Origin of the sequence: Rhodococcus sp. 114MFTsu3.1 (assembly GCF_000383555.1) — a bacterium.
GTDB classification, from domain to species: Bacteria; Actinomycetota; Actinomycetes; order Mycobacteriales; family Mycobacteriaceae; genus Rhodococcoides; species Rhodococcoides fascians_E.
The window spans coordinates 45,612-68,943 of sequence record NZ_KB911564.1; the positions used below are offsets into that span (position 1 = coordinate 45,612).

At 65.0% G+C, this 23,332-nt stretch carries 19 protein-coding genes and 1 rRNA gene; 8 read left to right on the forward strand and 12 right to left on the reverse strand.

Going from position 1 to position 23,332, the window contains the following annotated elements:
- Window positions 1–116: 116 nt before the first annotated feature.
- From H292_RS0125830 to clpS, 5 genes are all read right to left on the reverse strand, one after another.
- The gene (locus tag H292_RS0125830) at window positions 117–875 is read right to left on the reverse strand and encodes a cyclic nucleotide-degrading phosphodiesterase (RefSeq protein ID WP_027499095.1); all 759 of its coding nucleotides are present in this window, start codon (window positions 873–875) and stop codon (window positions 117–119) included.
- Between the two features lie 95 nt (window positions 876–970).
- Window positions 971–1,600 (reverse strand): rhomboid family intramembrane serine protease, encoded by a 630-nt coding sequence (locus H292_RS0125835; protein WP_020113329.1) that lies wholly within the window; start codon window positions 1,598–1,600, stop codon window positions 971–973.
- Window positions 1,601–1,650: 50 nt separating this feature from the next.
- Window positions 1,651–2,718 (reverse strand): P1 family peptidase, encoded by a 1,068-nt coding sequence (locus H292_RS0125840; protein ID WP_019664968.1) that lies wholly within the window; start codon window positions 2,716–2,718, stop codon window positions 1,651–1,653.
- 11 nt (window positions 2,719–2,729) lie between these two features.
- Window positions 2,730–3,293, reverse strand: a complete 564-nt coding sequence (gene aosR / locus H292_RS0125845) for an oxidative stress transcriptional regulator AosR (RefSeq protein ID WP_020113330.1) — start codon at window positions 3,291–3,293, stop codon at window positions 2,730–2,732.
- A gap of 30 nt (window positions 3,294–3,323) precedes the next feature.
- Entirely contained in the window at window positions 3,324–3,674 is a 351-nt protein-coding gene (gene clpS / locus H292_RS0125850; protein WP_170947459.1) for an ATP-dependent Clp protease adapter ClpS, read from the reverse strand.
- Between clpS and H292_RS0125855 the strand changes: the two genes are divergently transcribed.
- Together H292_RS0125855 and H292_RS0125860 are read left to right on the forward strand one after the other, a co-directional pair.
- Complete coding sequence (locus H292_RS0125855) at window positions 3,640–5,076, forward strand: nicotinate phosphoribosyltransferase (protein ID WP_020113331.1); 1,437 nt, start codon at window positions 3,640–3,642, stop codon at window positions 5,074–5,076. The genes clpS and H292_RS0125855 overlap by 35 nt on opposite strands.
- A 54-nt stretch (window positions 5,077–5,130) precedes the next feature.
- Window positions 5,131–7,179, forward strand: coding sequence for an ATP-dependent DNA helicase (locus tag H292_RS0125860; RefSeq protein ID WP_020113332.1), 2,049 nt, complete (start codon window positions 5,131–5,133; stop codon window positions 7,177–7,179).
- Here the strand turns inward: H292_RS0125860 and glgP are convergent.
- Window positions 7,176–9,758: an alpha-glucan family phosphorylase gene (gene glgP / locus H292_RS0125865; protein ID WP_020113333.1), complete on the reverse strand. Its 2,583-nt coding sequence runs from the start codon at window positions 9,756–9,758 to the stop codon at window positions 7,176–7,178. The genes H292_RS0125860 and glgP overlap by 4 nt on opposite strands.
- A 174-nt stretch (window positions 9,759–9,932) precedes the next feature.
- Here glgP and H292_RS0125870 point away from each other — a divergent pair, with 174 nt between their 5' ends.
- Genes H292_RS0125870 through H292_RS0125880 form a run of 3 tightly spaced genes read left to right on the forward strand, consistent with a single transcriptional unit; the run spans window position 9,933 to window position 15,603 of the window.
- Entirely contained in the window at window positions 9,933–11,942 is a 2,010-nt protein-coding gene (locus H292_RS0125870) for an alpha-1,4-glucan--maltose-1-phosphate maltosyltransferase (RefSeq protein ID WP_020113334.1), read from the forward strand.
- Window positions 11,943–11,952: 10 nt separating this feature from the next.
- The gene (gene glgB / locus H292_RS0125875; RefSeq protein ID WP_019664975.1) at window positions 11,953–14,148 is read left to right on the forward strand and encodes a 1,4-alpha-glucan branching protein GlgB; all 2,196 of its coding nucleotides are present in this window, start codon (window positions 11,953–11,955) and stop codon (window positions 14,146–14,148) included.
- The gene (locus H292_RS0125880) at window positions 14,149–15,603 is read left to right on the forward strand and encodes a neutral zinc metallopeptidase (RefSeq protein ID WP_020113335.1); all 1,455 of its coding nucleotides are present in this window, start codon (window positions 14,149–14,151) and stop codon (window positions 15,601–15,603) included. It begins immediately after the preceding gene.
- A 29-nt stretch (window positions 15,604–15,632) separates the two neighbouring features.
- On the opposite strand, the gene H292_RS0125885 is transcribed toward H292_RS0125880, so the two are convergent.
- From H292_RS0125885 to H292_RS0125895, 3 genes are all read right to left on the reverse strand, one after another.
- Window positions 15,633–16,577, reverse strand: a complete 945-nt coding sequence (locus H292_RS0125885) for a tetratricopeptide repeat protein (protein ID WP_231383929.1) — start codon at window positions 16,575–16,577, stop codon at window positions 15,633–15,635.
- Window positions 16,578–16,801: 224 nt separating this feature from the next.
- Window positions 16,802–17,167: a DUF3817 domain-containing protein gene (locus H292_RS0125890; protein ID WP_019664978.1), complete on the reverse strand. Its 366-nt coding sequence runs from the start codon at window positions 17,165–17,167 to the stop codon at window positions 16,802–16,804.
- A gap of 100 nt (window positions 17,168–17,267) precedes the next feature.
- On the reverse strand, window positions 17,268–18,458 hold the full coding sequence (locus H292_RS0125895) for an acetyl-CoA C-acetyltransferase (protein WP_027499098.1): 1,191 nt from the start codon (window positions 18,456–18,458) through the stop codon (window positions 17,268–17,270).
- Between the two features lie 94 nt (window positions 18,459–18,552).
- Between H292_RS0125895 and mce the strand changes: the two genes are divergently transcribed.
- Entirely contained in the window at window positions 18,553–19,032 is a 480-nt protein-coding gene (gene mce / locus H292_RS0125900) for a methylmalonyl-CoA epimerase (RefSeq protein ID WP_019664980.1), read from the forward strand.
- 45 nt (window positions 19,033–19,077) lie between these two features.
- On the forward strand, window positions 19,078–20,016 hold the full coding sequence (locus tag H292_RS0125905) for a hypothetical protein (protein ID WP_019664981.1): 939 nt from the start codon (window positions 19,078–19,080) through the stop codon (window positions 20,014–20,016).
- A gap of 19 nt (window positions 20,017–20,035) precedes the next feature.
- On the opposite strand, the gene H292_RS28685 is transcribed toward H292_RS0125905, so the two are convergent.
- Complete coding sequence (locus tag H292_RS28685; protein ID WP_080733893.1) at window positions 20,036–20,362, reverse strand: ATP/GTP-binding protein; 327 nt, start codon at window positions 20,360–20,362, stop codon at window positions 20,036–20,038.
- A gap of 23 nt (window positions 20,363–20,385) precedes the next feature.
- Window positions 20,386–21,057: an endonuclease NucS gene (nucS, locus tag H292_RS0125910; RefSeq protein ID WP_027499099.1), complete on the reverse strand. Its 672-nt coding sequence runs from the start codon at window positions 21,055–21,057 to the stop codon at window positions 20,386–20,388.
- Between the two features lie 42 nt (window positions 21,058–21,099).
- Between nucS and H292_RS0125915 the strand changes: the two genes are divergently transcribed.
- Window positions 21,100–22,650, forward strand: coding sequence for an adenylate/guanylate cyclase domain-containing protein (locus tag H292_RS0125915; protein WP_027499100.1), 1,551 nt, complete (start codon window positions 21,100–21,102; stop codon window positions 22,648–22,650).
- Between the two features lie 416 nt (window positions 22,651–23,066).
- On the opposite strand, the gene rrf is transcribed toward H292_RS0125915, so the two are convergent.
- Window positions 23,067–23,183, reverse strand: a 5S ribosomal RNA gene (gene rrf, locus H292_RS0125920).
- Between the last annotated feature and the right edge of the window lie 149 nt (window positions 23,184–23,332).

Sequence of the window (23,332 nt, forward strand, 5' to 3'; positions counted from 1 at the left end):
ATTCCGCAGGCTCCACTCCCGGCTCAGCTGGGTCATTCCGCAGGCTCCACTCCCGGCTCAGCTGGGTCATTCCGCAGGCTCCACTCCCGGCTTGGCTGATCAGCCTGAAAAGCGCGTCAGACGGTGAACACATCTCCCGGTGAGACGGCATGCACGGGCCCACTGAATTCGGCTTTCGCCTCGGCGATCACGTCTTCGCGGGATGTCCAAGGTGGGATGTGGGTCAACAGCAGTTCGCCGACGCCTGCGTCGCGGGCGAGTTGACCTGCCTCGGTTCCCGAAAGGTGAACTCCGACCGGGCGGTCCGGGCTGTGCGTCCACGACGCTTCCGACAGCAGCACATCCGCGCCCTGAGCGATGTCGCGCACTGCCTGACACATTCCGGTGTCTCCGGTGTAGGCGAAGATCTTGCCCGCGCCGGTGGTGATGCGCATTCCGTAGGACTCCGGCGGGTGGTAGACCAGCCGGGTCGTCACCGACAGTTGTCCGTGACGAATGGTGCGCCCGTCGGCCCAGCGGCGGAGGTCGAGAGTGTCGGACATGTCGTCGATCTGTCCCCCACATTCGGCGGAGGCGACACCCAGGCGGAACGCTGTGTCCTTGGGCCCGTAGACGACGGCGCGCCCCTCGGGCGGGTTGGGGTGGTAGCGCCTCCACACCAACAAGCCAGGTACGTCGAGGCAATGGTCCGCGTGCAGGTGGGACAGAAACACGCTGACGTCGCCCGGGTCTGCGTACCGCTGCAGTGCGCCGAGTACGCCGGGGCCGAAGTCCAGGACGACGGGCGACGTGTCCGGTTCATCGAGGAGGTAACCCGACGCGGGGGAATCGGGTCCGGACACACTGCCCGAACATCCCAGCACGGTAATACGCATGATTGTCATGCTGCCACGTCGGCGCCCGTGGCAGAAACGCATCGGCGGTTTTCACTGACGAGACCGGAAAGGTCGTCGGTCACAGTTACCGAGCTTCACTGTCGGGAAGAGCCGACCGACCTCTGCTTGCGGGCGTTGCGGGCGTCCGCGGACAGAAGCCACGCAGCGACGACTCCGCCGACGGCCCCGAACAGATGACCCTGCCAGGACACACCGGGAGTGCTGGGCAGAACGCCCCACAGAGCGCTGCCGTACAGGACGAACACGACGACGCCGATGGCGAGCTGACCCAGGTTCCGGGTGAAGAACCCACGAACGAGCAGGTAGGCCAAGAAGCCGAAGACCAGGCTGGATGCACCGATGTGATTGGAGTTGCTGCCCCCGATCAACCATGTCCCGACGCCGGCGATCACCCAGATCACGCCTGTCGCCGCCAGTCCCCTGCCGATTCCGGACAGCAGGACGAGGAAGCCGAGCACCGCGATCGGAACCGTGTTGGCGATCAGATGCGCCCAGTCGTCGTGCAGCACAGGCGCGAACAGAATCCCCCACAGACCGTCGCCGGTGCGCGGGTTGATCCCGGCGGTCTCCACACGACTGCCCGACAGAACGTCGACTACTTCCACCACCCACAGCAACAGTACGAATCCACCGGTGTACATGGCCGCCGACTGCCACAACGGGCGCTTCGGGGCCGGAGCCGGCAGGTACGGGTTCGTGCTCATCGCTGGCGCCTTTCGCGGGAGGTATGTCGCTTTTTCGAGCGTACCGCCGGTCAGGACTCGAATGCCGACGGAAAGATCTGACGGTAGGTCGGAATGCCCGCCACCGACGTGGCGTCGAGCAGCGCACGCACGATCGCCCGCTCGACGACCTCGGCCGCCACCGAGGACACCGCGTCGAGCACCGGCAGATCCCGGTTGAACGCCGTGGGCAGCGACGATTCGGTGACGACGGATCGTGTGCCCGTGGACAGCGCGAAGATCGTGTCGCCGTCGAGAGGCGAGTGGGCAGGGCGAATCGCCCTCGCCAAACCGTCGTGACCTGCGACAGCAATTCGCTTGCACGAGCCGGCGGACAGTTCGACGTCGGTCGCTACGACACCGATGGTGGTGTTCAACGCCGTCCCCTTCGGCGCAAGCGCATTCGCGTTCCACAGCTCGTGCACGTCGGGTTTGCGCATACGGAAGGCCTGCGGCCCCAGCGAGCCGACGCCCCACGGCAGACCGGTGCGCGGGTCGAACACGGATCCGACCGGGTTGGTGACGATCAACGCGGCGACCGTGACTCCGTCGGCAGGCCCTCCTTCGATGACGGTGCTGGCCGTCCCGACGCCGCCCTTGAGCACTCCGGCCCGCGCTCCGACGCCTGCGCCGACAGACCCCGTCTCGAAGTCGGTCGCCGCTGCTGCGGCCGCTCGGTACCCGAAATCGGCGGTGGGCCTGGTCGACCACTCACCGACGGGCAGATCGAAGATGACGGCGGCAGGAACGATGGGCACCACCTGATCGGGGGTGCCCATCGAGATACCGTGGCCGTGTTCTTCCAGCCATCGCATGACTCCGTCCGCTGCGGCGAGGCCGTAGGCACTGCCACCGGTCAGGAGCACCGAATTGACTTGTTGGACGGAGTGACTCGGGTCCAGGAGGTCCGTCTCCCTGGTCCCTGGCCCGCCGCCGCGGACGTCGACCGCTGCGACGGCACCACCGAGGGTTCGGACGACGGTGCAGCCGGTGGCCGCGCCCGTTCCGAGGGTGGCGTCGGGATCGAGTTCGTGATGATGACCGACGAGCAGTCCCGAAACATCGGTCAGAGAGTCACGAGGACCGGGGGAACCAGGCACGCCGAGCGCTCCTACGGGGTGAGGACCTGCACCAGGGAATCCTGCATCCAGGTCAACCAGTGGTAGACGTCGAGGTGTGGAGCTCGTGGATCGCCCTCGTCGAGAACCTCCGGGGTGTCCGCGTCGATACCCAGTGTGGTTCCGAGCGCCAACCTTACGTCGTTGAGGCCCATCAACCACGCATCCGCTTGCTCCGGCGTCAGAAGGATCTTTCCGCCCGACGCGGGGAGAGTGTCGAGAATGACGGTGCTCGAGCGCAGTTTCTCGTCGATGATCTCCGGCTCGTGCAGTCCACGCAGAGCACTGTTGAGATTGGTCGAACCGGACGGGTCGGTGTCGTCCCGATGGAAGTCCGGGAGCAGCCGAGCCAGCGCCGCATCCTCCGGCGGGGTGCTGTGTCCGGTCCGCAACCCGGTCAGGGCAGCAAGTTCGTCGGTCGGCGCAGCGGCCGCACGATCACCCAGCAGCCCGACGACCGATCCCACGAGCGACCGCAGAACCGTCGCCTCCCGCGGGTCCATCTCGGAGCGAATCTTGACACCGGAGAGTGTGTTCTTCCTGCTCCACGTACGCACTTGGTCAGAGGTCCTTGTCGTAGAAGCCGGTCACTTGTCCTGTTGCATGGTGGCCCACAGCCCGGCTGCGTGCAGCCTGCGGACGTCGGCCTCCATCTTGTCGCGCTCGCCGCTGGACACCACTGCCTTGCCCTCGGAGTGCACCTGCATCATCAGCTCGGTTGCCTTGGCTTTGCTGTAACCGAAGAGCTTCTGGAAGATGAACGTCACGTAGTGCATCAGGTTCACCGGGTCGTCCCACACGATGGTCACCCACGGAACGTCCTGAGCCTCGTCCGTCGACCGGGCTTCGGTTTCGGCGGGCACGGCCTGAGGTGAGGCTGCCAGCGTCGGCGCCTCGTCGACAATGCCCACGAATTCTTCAGCCGTCGATGAAGCCATGCCAACAGACTACGACGACGGGGGCAACCTGCACACCGTCGCCCCCGCGCCTCGTAATGTTGAGCAGGTGCCTACCGCATCGAATCACGGCCCGGACATAACGGACAGCATCCGCAGTGCCGCACTCTTCACCGACCAGTACGAGTTCACCATGCTGTCGGCTGCGCTGGCCGACGGCACCGCCGACATCCCGTGCAGCTTCGAGGTGTTCGCCCGGCGCCTTCCAGGCGGAAGGCGTTACGGCGTCGTCGCTGGTACGGCGCGTTTCCTCGGTGCACTCACCCGGTTCCAGTTCGGCGAGGAGGAGCTGGAGGTGCTCGGCACGTTCCTCGACGCTTCCACGCTGGAATGGTTGCGCAACTACCGATTCACCGGCGACGTCGACGGCTACCGCGAAGGCGACCTCTACTTTCCAGGTTCACCGATCCTGTCGGTCCGCGGCACCTTCGCCGAATGCGTGATCCTGGAAACCCTCGCACTGTCGATCCTGAACCACGACAGTGCCATCGCCTCCGCCGCCGCGCGCATGGTCGGTTCCGCGGGATCGCGACACATGATCGAAATGGGATCACGGCGCACCCACGAGGAAGCAGCGGTGGCGTCGTCGCGCGCCGCGTACATCGCAGGTTTCGCAGCGACGTCCAATCTCGAAGCGGTCCGACGTCACGGGATTCCCGGAGCGGGCACGTCTGCGCACGCGTTCACGTTGCTCTACAACAACGAGAACGGACCGGACGAGAAAGCAGCGTTCGCCGCACAGGTGCGGGCGCTGGGAGTCTCCACCACCCTGCTCGTCGACACCTACGACATCACCCAGGGCGTAGCCAACGCCATCGAGGTGGCCGGACCCGAGCTGGGCGGAGTGCGCATCGACTCCGGTGACCTCGGCGTGCTCGCCAGGCAGGTGCGCCAGCAACTCGACGACCTGGGCGCGAAGAACACCAAGATCGTCGTCTCCGGCGACCTCGACGAATACGCCATCGCCGCCCTGCGTGCGGAACCGGTGGACTCCTACGGCGTCGGCACCTCGCTTGTCACCGGATCCGGCGCGCCGACGGCAGGCATGGTCTACAAACTCGTGACCGTCGACGGACGGCCGGTCGCGAAACGCAGCAGCCACAAGGAGTCGCGTGGCGGCGCCAAGTCCGCTGTCCGGACCTCGCGAACCACGGGCACGGCCGTCGAGGAGATCGTGTTCCTGCAGGGCACCACCCCACCGATCGAGGACGGGCTGGTCGCGACCGAGCTCAGCATTCCGCTGGTGCGCGCCGGCGAGCAGGTGGACGGGTTGGGCAGCCTGCACGACGCTCGGGCACTGCTCGCGCAACGACTCGTCAGCCTTCCGTGGGAAGGACTCAAGCTGTCGCAGGGCGAGCCCGCGCTGCCGACGCGTTTCCTCTGACTCGGATGGGCGCGGCACGCGGGGGCCGTCGGAGGCAGGCAGTAGTCTTCTTCGGTGCCGAAGACCGAACTCCCCACCGTGCCCGCCCTGCTGAAGGTCGCGGTACACGCTCTCGGGGGCAAGGAAAGAAGCAACCAGCTCACCATGGCGTCGGCTGTCGCGCATTCCATCGACACCGGTCAGCACCTTGCTGTTCAGGCCGGTACCGGCACCGGTAAGTCGCTCGCGTACCTGGTTCCGAGCATCAGGCACGCCGTCGAGTCGGGCCGCACGGTCGTGGTGTCCACCGCAACGATCGCGCTGCAACGTCAGCTCGTGGATCGCGACCTACCGCGCCTCGCCGATGCACTGACCGGCGCTATCGGCCGGCGGCCGAAGTTCGCGATCCTCAAGGGCCGCAACAACTACCTGTGCATGAACAAGATCCACTCCGGTGCGTCCGAGGAGGCACCGGAAGCCGAACTGTTCGACGCTTTCGCCGTGTCCCGGCTCGGCCGCGAGGTCGTGCGTCTGACCAAGTGGTCGTCGGACACCGAGACCGGTGACCGCGACGACGTCGTGCCCGGAGTCAGCGATCAGGCGTGGCGGCAGGTCAGCGTCACCGCCCGCGAATGCCTCGGCAAGTCGCGCTGTCCCGTCGGTGAGGACTGCTTTGCCGAGCGGGCTCGCGCCGAGGCCGCACAGGTGGACGTCGTGGTCACCAATCACGCACTCCTCGCAATCGACGCCATCACCGGTATTCAGATCCTCCCCGAGCACGATGTGGTGGTCATCGACGAGGCGCACGAGCTCGTGGACCGCGTCACCGGCGTTGCCACGTCGGAGTTGTCGGCGGCGACCGTCACCGCAGCTGCCCGGCGCTGCAGCAAGTTGATCGAAGAGGAGATCGTCGACGCACTCGACGGCGCGGCCGAGAACTGGGGTGCGGTCCTGGACGATCTACCTCCCGGCCGGTGGGCAGCGCTTCCCGACGACGTGGCCCCGGCGCTGGCGTCGATCAGGGATTCCGCGTGGGCGGTGCGCACGGCGATCGGTCCGCAGAAGCCCGGGATGGCGGCAACGGACCCGGAGGCCGCTGCCGCACGCAATGCGGCGCTCGTCGCGGTCGACGAGGTTCACGATAGTGCCGTGCGGGTTCTCGAGGCATTCGACGAGCCCGACCCCGCCAAGCGTAAGGATGTCGTCTGGCACGCCGTCGACGACTTCCGGGGGAGCGTCAAACGCACGGTCCGGATGGCTCCGCTGTCGGTCGGCGGCCTGTTGCGTTCACGGTTGTTCGCTGAGTCGACGGTCGTCCTCACCTCGGCGACTCTGACGGTCGGCGGATCGTTCGACGGCCTGGCCGTGAACTGGGGTCTGCCTGCGGAGAACACGGGTCGAAGCGACACCGCCACCGCGTCCGGCATCGAGCCGCCGTCGGACACCGCGTCGTTCCACTGGAATTCGCTCGATGTCGGATCACCGTTCGACCACGCCAAATCAGGCATTCTCTACGTGGCCGAGCATCTTCCGGCGCCCGGCCGCGACGGACTGTCTCCGCTGTACCTCGACGAGATCGAGAAGTTGGTCAGTGCGGCGGGAGGCCGGACGCTCGGCCTGTTCTCCTCGATGCGTGCGGCGAAAGCCGCAGCCGAGGCGATGCGTGAACGGCTGGACACTCCGATTTTGTGTCAGGGCGACGACGCGACCGGAGCTCTGGTGGACAAGTTCGCGGCCGACGAGGCCACGTCACTGTTCGGCACTCTGTCTCTGTGGCAGGGCGTCGACGTGCCGGGCCCGTCGCTGAGCTTGGTGATTCTGGATCGCATCCCGTTTCCGCGGCCCGACGACCCACTTCTCGTCGCGAGGCAACAGGCCGTCCAATCGCGTGGGGGAAACGGATTCCTCGCGGTTGCGGCAAATCATGCGGCCCTTCTCCTGGCGCAGGGCGTCGGCCGATTGCTCCGCAGCGTCGACGACCGCGGGGTCGTCGCCATGCTCGATTCGCGGCTGGCGACGGCCCGCTACGGCGGCTACCTGCGTGCCTCACTGCCTCCGTTCTGGGAGACGTCGGACCCGGAGGTCGTACGCAAAGCTCTCACCCGTCTCGCAGGGAAGAGCTAGGACACCGGCATCTTGACCAGGCCGAGCTCGGCGTCACCCGCGAACAGATCGTGGTGCGGTAGCACTCGTACCGTGTAGCCGACGGCCCCGCTGACCGGTAGCGCGGTGTCGGTCACGAAAACCTCACCGAGCGAGTCGGTTCCGGCATGACTCATCGCGACGGTCCGGGTGTCGGTCAGGTTCTCGTTCTCGTCGACCCGACCGAGCACCGCCTGAACCGACACGTCACCGGCGGACAGGCCACCCAGCCGAACGTAGGCGCGCAACGTGAGCTTGGCGCCGATCACGGGGGTATCCGGCAAGCCTTCGCTGTCGACCTGCACGACTTCCACCGACTGCCACGACGATTCGACGCGGTTCCGGTAGGCCGCGACATCTTTCGCTCCGGCGTACTCCTCGGCATCGACTGCACGCGCCGCCTCGGCCGCGGGTGCGTACAGACCGAGGGTGTAATCGCGGACCATGCGCGATGCCAGCACCTTCGGACCCAGATGTTCGAGCGTGTGCCGGACCATTTCGATCCACCGCGTCGGGACCCCGTCGGTGCGATCGTAGAACTTCGGCAGCACAGCTTGTTCCAGCAGTTCGTAGAGTGCAGCAGCTTCCAGGTCGTCACGACGGCTCTCGTCGGCCATCCCGTCCGCCGTCGGGATCGCCCACCCGTTCTCGCCGTCGTACATCTCGTCCCACCATCCGTCTCGGATGGACAGATTCAGTCCACCGTTGAGAGCGGACTTCATGCCGGACGTCCCGCATGCTTCGAGGGGACGCAGTGGATTGTTCAGCCACACATCGCATCCCCAGTACAGATAGCGTGCCATCGACATGTCGTAATCGGGCAGGAACACGATGCGATGCCGCACGTCGGCTTCGTCGGCGAACCGGACGATCTGCTGAATCAACGCCTTGCCACCGTCGTCGGCGGGATGGGACTTGCCGGCTACCACCAACTGAACGGGACGCTCGGGATCGAGAAGCAGACGCTTCAGACGCTCCGGTTCCCGAAGCATCAACGTCAAACGCTTGTAGGTCGGTACCCGTCGCGCGAAGCCGACAGTGAGCACGTCGGGATCGAACACCGTTGCAGTCCAACCCAGTTCGGCCTCCGTCGATCCACGCTCGAGAGCCGAGCGGCGCACCCGCCGTCGGACCTCGTCGACCAACCTGCCGCGCAGTTCGTTTCTCGTCGACCACAGCCTCGCCGACGGGACCGTGGGCAGTTGTTCCCAGCCGCGCGCCTCCTCCAACGCCTCTGCTCCGACGACCTCGTGTGCCAGATCGAGCCACTCGCGCGCCGCCCAGGTCGGGGCGTGCACACCGTTGGTGACCGAACCGATCGGCACTTCGGCGCTGTCGAATCCGCGCCACAGGTCGCTGAACATCTCGCGGCTGACGATGCCGTGCAGTTTCGAGACGCCGTTGGCGCGTTGCCCGAGACGCAGCCCCATGTGGGCCATGTTGAACACGGACCTGTCGTTCTCCGCGCCCAACGCCAGAATGCGCTCCAGCGGAAGACCAGGGAGCAGCGAGGAGTCGGACGAGCCGTCCTGGGCACCGAAGTAGTGGCGGACCAGGTCGGCTGGAAAACGGTCGATGCCTGCAGGGACCGGGGTGTGGGTGGTGAACACCGTTCCCGAACGCACCGATGCCAACGCGGAATCGAAGTCCAGTCCCTTCGAGGTGACGAGTTCTCGAATGCGCTCGGCGCCGAGGAAGCCGGCGTGCCCCTCGTTCATGTGGAACACTTCCGGGTCCGGCAGGCCGTATTCGTGCGTGTACGCGCGGACGGCTCGAACCCCGCCGATTCCAGCAAGGATCTCCTGTTTGATGCGGTGGTCCTGGTCGCCGCCGTAGAGCCTGTCGGTCACGCCGCGAAGCTCAGGATCGTTGTCCGGGATGTCGGAGTCGAGCAGCAACAGCGGCACCCGTCCGACCTGCGCGATCCACACCCGTGCCCGCAACACCCGCGATCCGGGCATCGCGACGTGGATGAGGACGGGAACGCCCGACGCGTCGGCGAGAATGCGAAGCGGAAGCCCCTGCGGATCGAGCGAGGGATACCTCTCTGCCTGCCAACCGTCTGCGGTCAGAGACTGACGAAAGTAGCCGGAGCGGTAGAGCAGACCGACGCCGATCAACGGCAGACCCAGATCCGACGCCGCCTTGAGGTGGTCGCCGGCGAGGATGCCGAGACCGCCGGAGTAGTTGGGAAGGACCTCGCTGACGCCGAACTCCATCGAGAAATACGCAATTCCCGACGGCAGTGACCGTCCAGCCTCCGCGTTCTTCTGATACCAGAGCGGGCGGGCCAGGTATCCGCGAAGATCGGCTGCCAGGTTGTCCAGCTTTCGAGTGAACTCGTCGCTCCCGGCCAGTTCCTCCAGCCGCGACGGCGCGACGGCACCGAGCAACGCGATCGGGTCTCGCTCCGTGCTCGCCCACAGTTGCGGATCGATTTCCTCGAACAGCTCCTGGGTGGGCGCGTGCCACGACCAGCGGAGGTTTGTCGAGAGTTCCTCGAGGGCATGCAAGCGCTCGGGCAGGTGGGCTCGGACAGTGAACCGACGCAAAGCTTTCACGAGCGAAACCCTACCCACCGTCGACCGCGTGGTGCACCGACTTGCCGATCTGTCTCCGACACCGGCGCAGCCAGCGCGACTGCACTACGGTTGACACCGAGCACGCCGACAGCGAACTGACCCGGGCTCTCGCCTCACCGCGAGGAGTCCTCGAAGCGAAGAACGGAGCGTGAAGTGACAGGTCGACTCGGTATCGACAATGTCCTTCCAGACACATCTACCGGGAAGTATCCCGCGAAAGCGGTGGTGGGCGAGGCTTTTCCGGTGTCGGCCGACGTGTGGCGCGAAGGCCATGACGCCGTTGCCGCGACGCTGGCCGTCCGTGGCCCTGGGCTGCGTACGCCGCTGCGGATCACCATGACGCCCGGGCGTGAACCCGATACGTTCGACGCGATCTTCACTCCTACTGCTCCCGGGTACTGGATCTGCAGGATCGAGGCGTGGAGCGACCCGGTCGCAACCTGGCGCCACGCGGTCGAGGCCAAACTCGGGGTCGGGCAGAGCGCCGCGGAACTCGCGAACGATCTCGAGATCGGCGCCCGGCTGTTCGAAAGCGCTGCCGACGGTGTCCCCGCCGAGGATCGCGCTCTGTTGAAGGACGTCGTCGTCGCCCTGCGGGACACCGATCGCCAGTTGCCTGCTCGCGTGTCCCCGGCGTTCGCGTCCGCTGTCTCGGCGTTGCTGCACGAACATCCGCTGCGTGAACTGGTGACTCGGTCCAACGGCATCAACATCTGGGTCGATCGAGCGCGCGCGCTGAACGGCGCCTGGTACGAGTTCTTCCCGCGCTCGACGGGTGGATGGAACGACGACGGCAGCCCGCGTCACGGCACGTTCGCTACATCGACCGAGCAGCTCCCCCGCGTCGCCCGGATGGGCTTCGACGTGGTGTACCTGCCCCCGATCCATCCGATCGGAACGATCAACCGCAAGGGCCCGAACAACACTCTGACCCCGGGGCCGGACGACGTGGGCTCGCCGTGGGCGATCGGCTCGAAGGACGGCGGACACGACGCCATCCACCCGGAGCTGGGCACGGAAGCCGATTTTCGAGCCTTCGTCGACGCCGCCCATGCGCTCGATCTGGAGGTCGCGCTGGATCTGGCTCTCCAGGCCGCTCCCGATCATCCGTGGGCGCAGAACCACCCGGAGTGGTTCACCGTTCTTCCCGACGGCACCATTGCGTACGCGGAGAATCCCCCGAAGAAGTACCAGGACATCTATCCGGTCAACTTCGACAACGACCGACGAGGAATCTACGACGAGGTCCTTCGGGTCGTTCGATACTGGGTGTCGTTGGGCGTCAAGATCTTCCGGGTCGACAACCCGCACACCAAGCCACCGGACTTCTGGGAATGGCTGATCGCGGAGGTCAAGAAGACGCATCCCGAGGTCCTCTTTCTGGCCGAGGCCTTCACCCGTCCCGCACGTATGTACGGGTTGGCGATGCGCGGGTTCACGCAGTCCTACACGTATTTCACGTGGCGAACAGCCAAGTGGGAGCTCACCGAATTCGCCGAGGAGCATGCTCGTCGAGCCGACGATGCGCGTCCCAACCTGTTCGTCAACACCCCGGACATCCTGCACGAGAGTCTGCAGCACGGCGGTCCCGGAGTGTTCGCGCTGCGCGCTGCTCTGGCCGCGACGATGTCTCCGACGTGGGGCGTGTACTCGGGATACGAACTGTACGAGCATCAGGCGGTACGGCCGGGAAGCGAGGAATACCTCGACTCCGAGAAGTATCAGCTTCGTCCACGCGACTTCGAGGGCGCGTTGGCGCGCGGCGAGTCCCTGGAACCGTGGCTCGCCACGCTCAACTCCATCCGACGCGCACATCCCGCTCTACAGCAACTGCGCAACATCCACTTCCACAATGTGGACAACGACGCACTCATCGCGTACTCGAAATTCGATCCGGGCACCGGGGATTCGGTGCTCGTGGTGATCAATCTCGACCCGTTCGGATCGGAGGAGGGCACGATCTGGCTGGACATGCCGCAGATCGGGCTCGACTGGCACGACACGCTGACGGTCACCGACGAGGTGACCGGTCAGCAGTTCCATTGGGGTCAGGCCAATTTCGTGAAGTTGGAGCCGTGGAAGGCAGTCGCGCACATCCTTGCGCTTCCGCCCATTCCGTATCCGGCGCGTCTCGACTTGGCCTACCGCGGCAACCGGAAGTGAGTCGAACACCTTGAGCGAGAACCAGAGCACCACCGACACGGCAGCACCCAGCGCCAACGACCTGGAGTTGTTGGCGCAGGGCACGCACTACAACCCACACTCGGTGCTCGGAGCGCACCCCGCACCGGGCGGGACCGCGATCCGCGCTCTGAAGCCGAACGCGGATTCCGTCGTCGCGCGAATCGGTGGTACCGACTACCCGCTGACACACGTCGCGCACGGCGTGTTCTCGGGCCTGGTCCCGTTCGAGGATCTGATGGACTATCGGCTGGTCACGACGTGGCCGGGTGGGCATGTCTCGGTGGCCGCCGACGGCTATCGGTTCCTGCCGACCCTGGGCGAACTGGATCTGCATCTGTTCGGCGAGGGACGGCACGAAAGGCTCTGGGACATCCTGGGAGCCCATCGACAGAACTACACCACCCCCGACGGCGACGTCAGTGGTGTGTCGTTCGCGGTCTGGGCGCCTGCTGCGTCCGGGGTCACCGTCATCGGTGACTTCGACGGCTGGAGCGGTCGCAGCTTCCCGATGCGCGCTCTGGGGTCCACCGGCGTCTGGGAACTGTTCGTCCCGGACCTGCAGCCGGGTGCGATCTACAAGTACCGCATCCACGGCTCGGACGGAGTCACCCGGGACAAGGCCGACCCGATGGCGTTCGCCACCGAGATTCCGCCTGCCACCGCGTCGGTCGTCTCCAGTTCCGAGTTCGAGTGGACGGACGACGCCTGGCTCGACACCCGTGCAGGCATCGAGCCCACCGCGGCACCGATGAGTGTCTACGAAGTGCACCTGGCGTCGTGGCGTCAGGGCCTCGGTTATCGCGAAGTCGCGCATCAGCTCGCGGACTACGTCATCGAGACCGGCTTCACGCACGTCGAACTGCTTCCCGTGGCGGAACATCCGTTCGGTGGGTCGTGGGGTTACCAGGTCACGTCCTACTACGCTCCGACATCTCGTTTCGGCAGCCCCGACGATTTTCGCTACTTCGTCGATCACCTGCACGAGCGAGGCATCGGCGTCATCGTCGACTGGGTCCCCGCGCATTTCCCCAAGGACGAATGGGCGCTGGCCCGGTTCGACGGTGGCCCGTTGTACGAGCACGGCGATCCCAAGCGCGGCGAGCAGCTCGACTGGGGCACATTGGTTTTCGATTTCGGCCGACGCGAGGTCCGCAACTTCCTCGTCGCGAACGCCTTGTTCTGGCTCGACGAGTTCCACATCGACGGACTCCGCGTCGACGCCGTCGCGTCGATGCTCTACCTGGACTACTCGCGCCCCGAGGGCGGGTGGACCCCCAACATTCACGGTGGCCGCGAGAACCTCGAAGCGGTCTCGTTCCTGCAGGAGATGAACGCGACCGTACACAAGAAGTTCCAGGGAGTCGTGACCGTCGCCGAGGAGTCGACGGCCTGGCCGGGCGTCACTCGTCCGACGAATGTCGGCGGCTTGGGCTTCAACATGAAGTGGAACATGGGGTGGATGCACGACACGCTCGGTTTCCTGGGGCGTGATCCGATCCACCGGACGTACCACCACCACGAGATCACGTTCTCGCTCGTGTATGCGTGGAGCGAGAACTACCTGCTGCCGATCAGTCACGACGAAGTGGTGCACGGCAAGGGAACGTTGTGGACGCGTATGCCCGGCGACGATCACGCGAAGGCGGCCGGTCTGCGCGGAATGCTGGCCTACATGTGGGCGCACCCGGGCAAGCAACTGCTGTTCATGGGTCAGGAATTCGGCCAGATTCGCGAATGGTCGGAAGAACGTGGACTCGACTGGTTCCACCTCGACGACGACGGTCTCCACCGCGGAGTCCTCAACCTGGTCACCGACCTGAACGCGACGTATCGGCAGCACTCGGCGCTGTGGACCTTGGACACCTCCCCCAGCGGCTACTCCTGGATCGACGCCAACGACACCGAGAACAATGTCCTGAGTTTTCTGCGTTACGGATCCGACGGGTCTGTGGTGGCGTGCATCTTCAACTTCTCAGGAGTCGTACGCGGCGACTATCGTGTCGGACTACCGGAACTGGGACGTTGGAGCGAGATCCTCAACACGGATGCCACCTCGTACGGCGGAAGCGGTGTCGGCAATCTCGGAGAAGTGACGGCAACTTCGCACTCATGGCATGGCCGACCCGCGTCCGCGCAGGTCGCGCTCCCCGCCAACGGAGCGATCTGGATCAAACTGGAGCGATAGATGAGTCGCGGTCGTACCCGACGCACACTGTGGATGACCGCACTGATCGCAGCGTCGGCTCTGCTCGCGTCGTGCGCGCAGAGCGTCGACGGCCGCGCCGTGTCGATCTACGACAACCCGTTCACCGTGGCGGGTCTGCCTGTCACCGACGGTCCCAGTGGTCCGCGCCCCGGCATGACTAACTCCACTCTGCAGGTGACGGGCTCGGAGGGTACCGACTCGGATGTCATCGCGACCAACGCGATCGAGGACATCCAGCGGTACTGGACGCAGACGTATCCCGACTTGTTCAAGACGCAGTTCACTCCGGTGTCGGAGCTGATCTCGTGGGATGCGAGCGAGGAGGAAGGTCAGGGAGCACGTTTCTGTGGTTTCCGGACCGGCGGTATCCCCAACGCTGCGTATTGCATGAAGGACGACACGATCGGCTGGGACCGAACAATTCTGTTGCCTGCACTGATCGACGCCTTCGGCCCCATGGCAGTGGTCATGGTCATCGCTCACGAGTACGGCCATTCGATTCAGCATCAGTCCGGTCTGGTCGGAGAGGACACTCCGACCATCGTGGCCGAGCAGCAGGCCGACTGTTTCGCAGGAGCATTCATCCGGCATGTCGCCGAGGACGAGTCACCGCACTTCACCATCAACACGTCCGACGGGCTGAACGGCGTGCTCGCCGCGACGGTCGCGGTGCGTGACGTCGACCCCAACGACCCGGATTCGGTGCACGGTTCGGCGTTCGAGCGAGTCACCGCTGTACAGCTCGGTTTCACCGATGGCGCGTCTGCATGCGTAGCCATCGACGAGGCGGAGATCGATTCGCGCCGAGCGGATCTCCCACAGAAATTCTCCGACGCCGACGACGACGGTGAACTGCCGGTGACCGAGGAAACGCTGCAAGCCTTCGTGCGGTCCTTCGAAAGCCTTCTTGCACTTCCGAATCCCCCGACGGTGTCCTACGACGGCACCGACACCGGCTGCCCGGAAGGAACGTCGACCGAGCCGGTGTCGTACTGCGCATCGAGCAACACCATCGGTGTGGACGTTCCAGCGCTCGCCGAGCTCGGAACCGCCGAGCGGCCACGGCGCGGTGACGTCATCCCTCTGAACGTCTCCGGCGATTACAGCGCCTATGTGCTGTTCGCATCCCGCTACACGCTCGCGGTCCAGAACGCGGCAGGACAGCCGCTCGACAACCCCCAGACCGCGCTGCGCTCGGCATGCCTGTCCGGAGTGATCACCGCCGGGTTGAGTTCGGAGAACCCGGAGGCCACCGACCTCGAAGTGTGGCTGTCCCCCGGCGACCTCGACGAGGCCGTGTCCGGTCTCCTCAGTGACGGATTGACGGCAAGCGACATCAACGGCGTCACCCTCCCGAGCGGCTTCTCGCGTGTCGACGCGTTCCGCTCGGGAGTTCTGGGCGGCCAGGACACCTGCAACGCCCGCTACCGCTGAGGCCGAACAACCCGGTCAGTACAGCCCGGTCAGTACAGCGCGGACGCGAGCTTCCTGCGCGCCGCGACAACAACAGGGTCGGCGGCGTCGAACAGTTCGAACAGCTCGAGCAACCGGGTCCGCAACTGCGTTCTCTCGTCACCCGCAGTGCGCTTGACGCCGTCGATGAGACGGCCGAACGCTGCCTCTGGATTCTGCTGCGACAGTTCGACGTCGGCAGCTTCGATCCGTGCCGCGACATCGGCAGGGTCGGCGTCGGCCTTCGCCACAGCATCGGCGTCGACGTTCTGCACCCGCGCCAGGAACTTGACCTGCCGCAGCGCAGCTTTGGCGTCGGCGTTCGCAGGCTCGGCAGCGATGATGTCCTCGTACGCCGCGATGGCCTTGTCGAAGTCGCCCTCGTCGAGGGCCTCTTCGGCCGCCACGAGCCTCGGGTCTTCCGGCTCCGGCTCGTCTTCGATCGGCTCTGCTCCAGGAGGCCCCGTGAGCTTTCCGGCCGTGGCCTGTTCGATCGCCTCGATCCACTTCCGAAGCTGATCCTCCGGCTGCGATCCCTGGAAGTCAGCGAGGGGCTGTCCACTCGCGACAGCAACGACGGTGGGGATCGCCTGCACACCGAACGCCTGCGCGATCTGCGGGTTGGTATCCACGTCGACGCGTGCATGGATCCACCGGCCGCCGGCCTCCAGAGCCAGCTGTCCGAGCAGACGAGTGAGCGAAACAGACTGCGGCGACCGGGCAGAACCCAGATCGACGACGACCGGCACCTGAGACGATCGGCGTAGAACCTCGTCTTCGAAAGTGGCGGTCGTCACGTCGACGATCGGAGGCAAACCGCCTTCGGCGACCTCACCAGCCGCCGCAGGTGGCGGCGCCGGACGGTCTTTCAGGGCGGACAGATCCACTGCACCGGCGATGGATGCCGGAACAGCTGCTGGCGGACGGGCTGACGAGCGAGAACCGGGACGAGTCACGCTCTACAGTTTGTCATCTCATCCGCCCGCCCACTACCGGGAAGGTCGTCGCTCCCGCCCGGGTCATTCCGCAGGCTCCACTCCACTCCTGCCCAATCCGGGTCATTCCGCAGGCTCCACTCCCGCCCAACCCGGGTCATTCCGCAGGCTCCACTCCCGCCCAACCCGGGTCATTCCGCAGGCTCCACTCCCGCCCAACCCGGGTCATTCCGCAGGCTCCACTCCTACGCGACGGTCGAGCCCTTACCGAGACCGACGCCCGGTCCACTGAGCTCAGCGAGCTTTCCTGTCCGCGCTGCCCAGATTTCGAAGACGACCGTGCCGAACGGCGGCACGCTGGCGACTGCGGCGAGAAGTGTCGTGACGACGTTCCAGCGCAGCTTCACCGCCGTGACGACCGTGACGACCAGGTAGAGGACGAAAACAGCGCCATGAATCGGTCCGAAGATCTTGACGCCGATCTCGTTGCCGTCGGCCGGGATGTACTTGAACGCCATTCCGATGAGCAGACCGAGCCACGTGAGGGCCTCCAGGACTGCGACGAAACGGAAGCGCTTGGCGGTCGTGCTCAGGTCGAAGAAGTTCACCATGGAAGACCATTGTGCCCGAACTACTACGACACAGCGTAGTGGCTCTGATCTCACCCGTAGGTCTTGACCAGAGCCACCATGCTGTGGGCTTACTTTCTCTTTACTTCTTCGGCACCCGAATGATCAGCGCGTCGCCTTGTCCGCCTCCGCCGCACAGTGCAGCTGCGCCGACACCACCGCCGCGACGCTGCAGTTCCAGCGCGAGGTGCAGAGCGATACGCGCACCGGACATCCCAAGAGGATGCCCGATGGAGATAGCACCACCGTTGACGTTGACCTTGCTCTCGTCCACACCCAGTTCACGCGTCGAGGCGATACCGACCGCAGCGAACGCCTCGTTGATCTCGATCAGATCCAAAGCCTTCGGATCGATCCCTTCCTTCGCGCACGCTTTCACGATCGCCCGCGCCGGCTGCGACTGCAACGACGAATCCGGCCCGGCAACGACACCGTGTGCACCGATCTCCGCGATCCACTCCAGCCCCAAGCTTTCGGCCTTGGCCTTGCTCATCACGATCACCGCGGCGGCACCGTCGTTGATCGTCGAGGCATTACCCGCGGTGATGGTGCCGCTCTTGGAGAACGCCGGCCGCAGCTTGGCCAGGGTGTCGGTGGTGGTGTCGGCACGGATGCCCTCGTCCTGGGAGAACACGATCGGATCGCCCTTGCGCTGCGGGATCTGCACCGGCACGACCTCGTCGTCGAACACACCGTTCTTCCACGCCGTCGCCGCACGCTGATGCGACGCCGCCGCGAACGCGTCCTGCTCCTCACGGGTGGACGCGACTGCACCCTCGTTACGCGATTCGGTGAGCCCGCCCATGGCCTGGTCGGTGAAGATGTCGTACAAGCCGTCGTAGGCGAGGTGATCCTTCATCGTCACATCGCCGTACTTGAACCCCGCACGCGACTTCTCGAGCATGTGCGGTGCTTGGGTCATCGATTCCTGACCACCGGCGACGACGACCTCGAATTCCCCCGCCCGGATCAGCTGATCGGCCAACGCGATCGCATCGACACCCGACAGACACACCTTGTTGATCGTCAACGCCGGAACATCCATCGGAATCCCCGCCGCGACCGCAGCCTGCCGTGCCGGGATCTGACCCGCACCCGCGGTGAGGACCTGCCCCATGATGACGTACTCGACAAGCTCGGGAGCGACTCCCGACTTGTCCAACGCGCCCTTGATCGCGATCCCGCCGAGATCCGAACCCGAGAAATCCTTCAGTGCTCCGGACAACCGACCAACCGGGGTCCTGGCCCCGGCGACGATGACGGACGTGGTCACGATGTTCCTCCAACCGTATGCGACGAAGTTAGTCGCCATTTACTTTGACAGCCCCGGTGAGCGTTGCCAAGCAACCACCGCTAACGTCGACTCTATGACTACCGACACTCGACCGTCCAAGGGACTCCCTCTTCCATCAGACCTCGTCACGGCGATCGACCACGTCGGTATTGCCGTCCCCGATCTCGATGTAGCCATCGCCTGGTACGCCGAGCATCTCGGCATGGTCTCGACCCACGAAGAGGTCAACGAAAGCCAGGGAGTTCGCGAGGCGATGTTGTCCTTCCCCGGCGCCTCGGACGGGTCGACGGCGTTGCAGCTCCTCGCGCCGCTCGACGAGAACTCGACGATCGCCAAGTTCATCGATCGCAACGGGCCGGGCTTGCAGCAGCTCGCATATCGCGTCACGGACATCGGCCGGATCTCGACGGAGTTGCGGGCGCGCGGCGTTCGACTGCTCTACGACGAGCCCCGCCGAGGCACTGCGGACTCGAAAATCAACTTCGTTCATCCCAAAGATGCGGGCGGAGTCCTCATCGAACTCGTAGAACCGACCAAAAGTCCGATCCATTGACCCATCGTCTGGCTCTCTACCCTACGCACCGGTAAATTGACCGCCATGGCCACAGAGCAAGAGCGCACCGGTGTGCAACTTCCCTTCTCCCTCGTCCGAAAGGGATTCGACCGCGACGAAGTCACGAACTATTTCGAAAGGTTCGACGCCGAACTGCGGCTGACGACCGCTGATCGTGATGCCGCGGCTGCACAGGCCCGCGACCTGGCCAAGCAACTCGACGACGCCCGAGACGAGATCGACGAACTCCGCAAGGACATCGATCGCCTGTCGGTACCGCCGACCACCGCAGAAGGCATGAGCGACCGTATCTCTCGCATGCTCCGCCTCGCTTCGGACGAGGCATCGGAGGTCAGGGCAAAGGCACACGCCGAGGCCGAGGAAATGGTCTCGGTCGCCGAGCAGGAGAGCGCTCGTCTCCGCGGCCGTCACGAGTCGCTCGTAGCCGAGCTGGAAGAACGTCGGTCCGCGCTCGAGACCGAGCACGAGCAGACGATGGCTCAGGCCCGGACGGAGGCGGCGCGAGTCGTCGAAGCCGCACAGGCCGAGCGTGACCAGCTCGCTGCGGAGTCCGAGGCCAAGCGCGCCAAGGTGCAGGAGGACTTCGAGATCACGATGGCGGACCGCCGCACGAAGATCCTCGCTGCACTGGAGGATCTCGAAAGCTCGAGCAAGGCCGATGCGGCGCACCGCATCGAGGAGGCAACGACGGAAGCCACCCGTCGACTCCAGGCCGCTACCGAGCAGAGCGAACGTCGCATTGCACATTCGAAGGAACTCGCCGAGGAACTTCGGGTCCTCCGAAGCCGAGTTCTGGCTCAGCTCTTGGGCATTCGCGGACAACTCGATTCGGTTCCCGCGATGCTGGCGTCCGTCAACCGCGAGAGCGAACTACTGGACTCCCCCGAGGCGATCGCACTCGGCAAGGACGACGAGTCGTCCGACAAGGCCGACGACAAGGACAAGGCCGAAGCGTCTTCCTGACGGATGAATGCGGCGCTGGTTACGACCAGCGCCGCGTCAGGCCGCGGGTCGCCCTCCCCGACCAGCAGCCGGAATGCCAGTGCCGACGATTGTCCGGGCCCCCGAGCTCGGCCGCCGGCCACGCCACGATATGCGACACCCCAGGTCTGATCTCGTGATCGCAGCCCGGGCATCGGTAGGTCTTCGTCGCCCGGTTTCCGGGGACGGTGCGAGTCGTGAACTCCTCGTCGGACCACCCCGACGGACCACTCTCGATCCGGGCGCCACCCATCAGCGAATCGGGACGCGAATCACGCGAACCGTTGGTTCTACGGCTCGCTTTCCTGTCGTGATTACGCCGAGGCACGGTCTCGATTGTAGAAGAAGCCGTCAGAACAGCCGAAACTCCGTGCTCTCGGTTCCACGAAGAACGTCGTAGTCGAGGGTCAGGCAACGGATTCCGCGGTCCGTCGCCAACGTCCGTGCCTGCGGTTTGATGACTTGAGCGGCGAAAACTCCACTGACCGGCGCCAGCACCGGATCCCGGTTCAACAGCTCGAGATAGCGGGTGAGCTGTTCGACGCCGTCGATCTCACCCCGGCGCTTGATCTCCACCGCGACCGTCCCGCCGTCGGCGTTGCGGCACAGCAGATCCACTGGCCCGATGGCCGTCATGTACTCGCGGCGAACCAACGTGTAACCCTCACCGAGAGTCTCCACGTGTTCCGCCAACAGCTCCTGCAGATGCGACTCGACGCCATCCTTGACGAGACCGGGGTCCACGCCGAGCTCATGGCTCGAATCGAGTTCGACGTCCTCGATCGTGATGCGCAGTTCCTCGCCGGCCTTGTTGGTCACGACCCATTTGATGGTGTCGTCCTCGGTGGATTCGACAGTCCAGCACGGTGGACTCATCCAGTTCAACGGCTTGTACGCTCGATCGTCGGCGTGAATACTGACCGACCCGTCGGACTTGACGAGAAGTAGCCTCCTAGCAGGAGGAAGATGAGCGGTAAGACGGCCGACGTAGTCCACTTGGCACCGAGCAATTACGAGACGCACTTGCCCACCCTAAGCCAAACCGACCGCTAGTCTGTGACCACCATGCCGCAATTCAGACGATCCGCCGCACCGCTCGGATCACGCCTACTCGGCGACACGTCCGAGTCCCCCAGACGTCGACGTGTCCGCGTCCAGATACTGCTCACGATCTTCCTGCTGGGGTCCAATCTCATCGGTGCCGTCATCGTGGGTGCACTGGTGAGTGTTGTGGTGCCGGGGCCCGATGTGCTGGTTCCCAAGTACTGGTGGGTCAATTACATCGTCATTCCGGTCTACGTCGGCTTGGCGTTCATCGTCGGTGTTCTCTGGGGTACTACACGTGCCGTCCGGGCGTTGAGGTGGGCGATCGAGGACCGTAAGCCGACGCGCAAGGAGCAGGTCAACACGCTGTCCATGCCGTGGCAGCTCACCCGCGTTCAGATCCTGTTGTGGACAGTTGGGCTCGTCCTGATCACGACGATCGACGGCATCATCGATCCCCAGTCGATCCCCAAGGTGGCGTTCACGATCGGTGCCGGTGGAACCGTCGTCTGCGCGTTCAGCTATCTGCTGAGCGAGTTCGCGCTGCGCCCGGCAGCAGCACGCGCGCTCGAGGCCGGCGATCCACGACGCATTCGAATCGCGGGTGTGATGGGGCGGTCGATTCTGTCCTGGATCCTCGGGACCGGAGTACCCGTCGCCGGGCTCATGATCATTGCAATCTTCAGCTTCATCAGGCCGTACCAGACGAACGCGGACAAGATGGCCGTCGCGATTCTGGCGCTCGGAGGTATCACACTCGTCTTCGGTTTCTTCCTGACTCTCCTGGGTGGTTTCGCCACTACCGCACCCATCAGCAATGTGAGATCGGGAATGGCGGAGCTCGAGCGAGGCAACTCGGACGTGCACCTTGCCGTGTACGACGGCACCGAGCTCGGCGAACTCCAGAGCGGCTTCAATCGCATGGCCGACGGCATCCGCGAACGAGAGAAGATCCGTGATCTCTTCGGTCGCCACGTCGGACACGAGGTGGCCGAAGCGGCACTGAGCAAGAACCCCGAACTCGGTGGCGAAGAACGAGACATTGCGGTCTTCTTCATCGACCTGGTCGGTTCGACGGAAATCGCATCGACGCGTCCGCCCGCCGAAGTCGTCGCACTTCTCAACCGATTCTTCGCCGTGGTGGTCGACGAGGTCGACGAGCACGGCGGCTTCATCAACAAATTCGAAGGTGACGCCGCCCTCGCCATCTTCGGAGCTCCGGGCGATATGGAAGACCACTGCGGCGCTGCCCTTGCGGCCGCACGGAAGATCAGTACACGGCTTCGCGACGAGGTACCCGAGTGCAGTGCAGCCGTCGGCGTCGCCTCCGGACGCGCAGTCGCCGGCAACGTCGGTGCGAAGTCACGCTTCGAATACACCGTCATCGGCGATCCGGTCAACGAAGCCGCCCGCCTGTCGGACCTGGCCAAGAACGCCCCCGGCGCCATCCTTGCCTCGAAGATCACGGTGGAGGGCGCATCCAATCCCGAAAGCTCATGCTGGGAATTCGGAGACAGCGTCACCCTCCGCGGCCGATCCGCAGAAACCGTCCTCGCCTCCCCCACCGCCTGACGTCCCGCCCCGGGTACATGGGGCAGGGGCAAACCCATGCCAATCAACGGGTGCGCGGGTCAGTCCTCGCGCAAACGCTCGCCGTTGTGTCAGGTGCACGCCGTAGTGCTGGCACCTGGCCGTGCGTCTGTGTTTCTGGCCTGGCGGACGGGGTGGTGGATTCACCCTCGTGTTGTGCGTGTGGGGGTGGTGTCAGCGCACATTCGGGGGGTGTTTTCGTGGGTGTGCTCGACCGGTTATCGGTGCGGATGCTCGCCGTTGTGTCAGGTGCACGGCGTAGTGCCAGCACGGGGGTGAGCGTCCGGCACGTGGGCGACCGGTGTCTGAGGGGGTGTGCGGTGGGGTGTGTTTTTGGTTCGGGTATGCAGAACACCCCCGGGGACCGTGTGGTTCCCGGGGGTGTGCTGTGAAAGTGTGTTCGGCGGTGTCCTACTCTCCCACACCCTGTCGGGTGCAGTACCATCGGCGCTGGAGGGCTTAGCTTCCGGGTTCGGAATGGGACCGGGCGTTTCCCCTCCGCTATGGCCGCCGTAACTCTGTGAAACAGTGTCACGAACGAACCGAAGTCGGAGACACACACAGTGTGTGTGTTCGTTCTTGGTTTTCATGTAGTTGTGTACCTGAAATACAACTTTCGTGTGTTGTTTCAGATATTGCACAGTGGACGCGTAGCTTCTTTGTG

Coding starts and splice junctions, on each gene's coding strand:
- H292_RS0125830 (WP_027499095.1), bottom strand. CDS start 875: ATGCGTATTACCGTGCTGGGATGTTCGGGCAGTGTGTCCGGACCCGAT.
- H292_RS0125835 (WP_020113329.1), bottom strand. CDS start 1,600: ATGAGCACGAACCCGTACCTGCCGGCTCCGGCCCCGAAGCGCCCGTTG.
- H292_RS0125855 (WP_020113331.1), top strand. CDS start 3,640: ATGCCCACGAATTCTTCAGCCGTCGATGAAGCCATGCCAACAGACTAC.
- clpS (WP_170947459.1), bottom strand. CDS start 3,674: ATGGCTTCATCGACGGCTGAAGAATTCGTGGGCATTGTCGACGAGGCG.
- H292_RS0125880 (WP_020113335.1), top strand. CDS start 14,149: ATGAGTCGCGGTCGTACCCGACGCACACTGTGGATGACCGCACTGATC.
- H292_RS0125890 (WP_019664978.1), bottom strand. CDS start 17,167: ATGGTGAACTTCTTCGACCTGAGCACGACCGCCAAGCGCTTCCGTTTC.
- mce (WP_019664980.1), top strand. CDS start 18,553: ATGACTACCGACACTCGACCGTCCAAGGGACTCCCTCTTCCATCAGAC.
- H292_RS0125905 (WP_019664981.1), top strand. CDS start 19,078: ATGGCCACAGAGCAAGAGCGCACCGGTGTGCAACTTCCCTTCTCCCTC.
- H292_RS0125915 (WP_027499100.1), top strand. CDS start 21,100: ATGCCGCAATTCAGACGATCCGCCGCACCGCTCGGATCACGCCTACTC.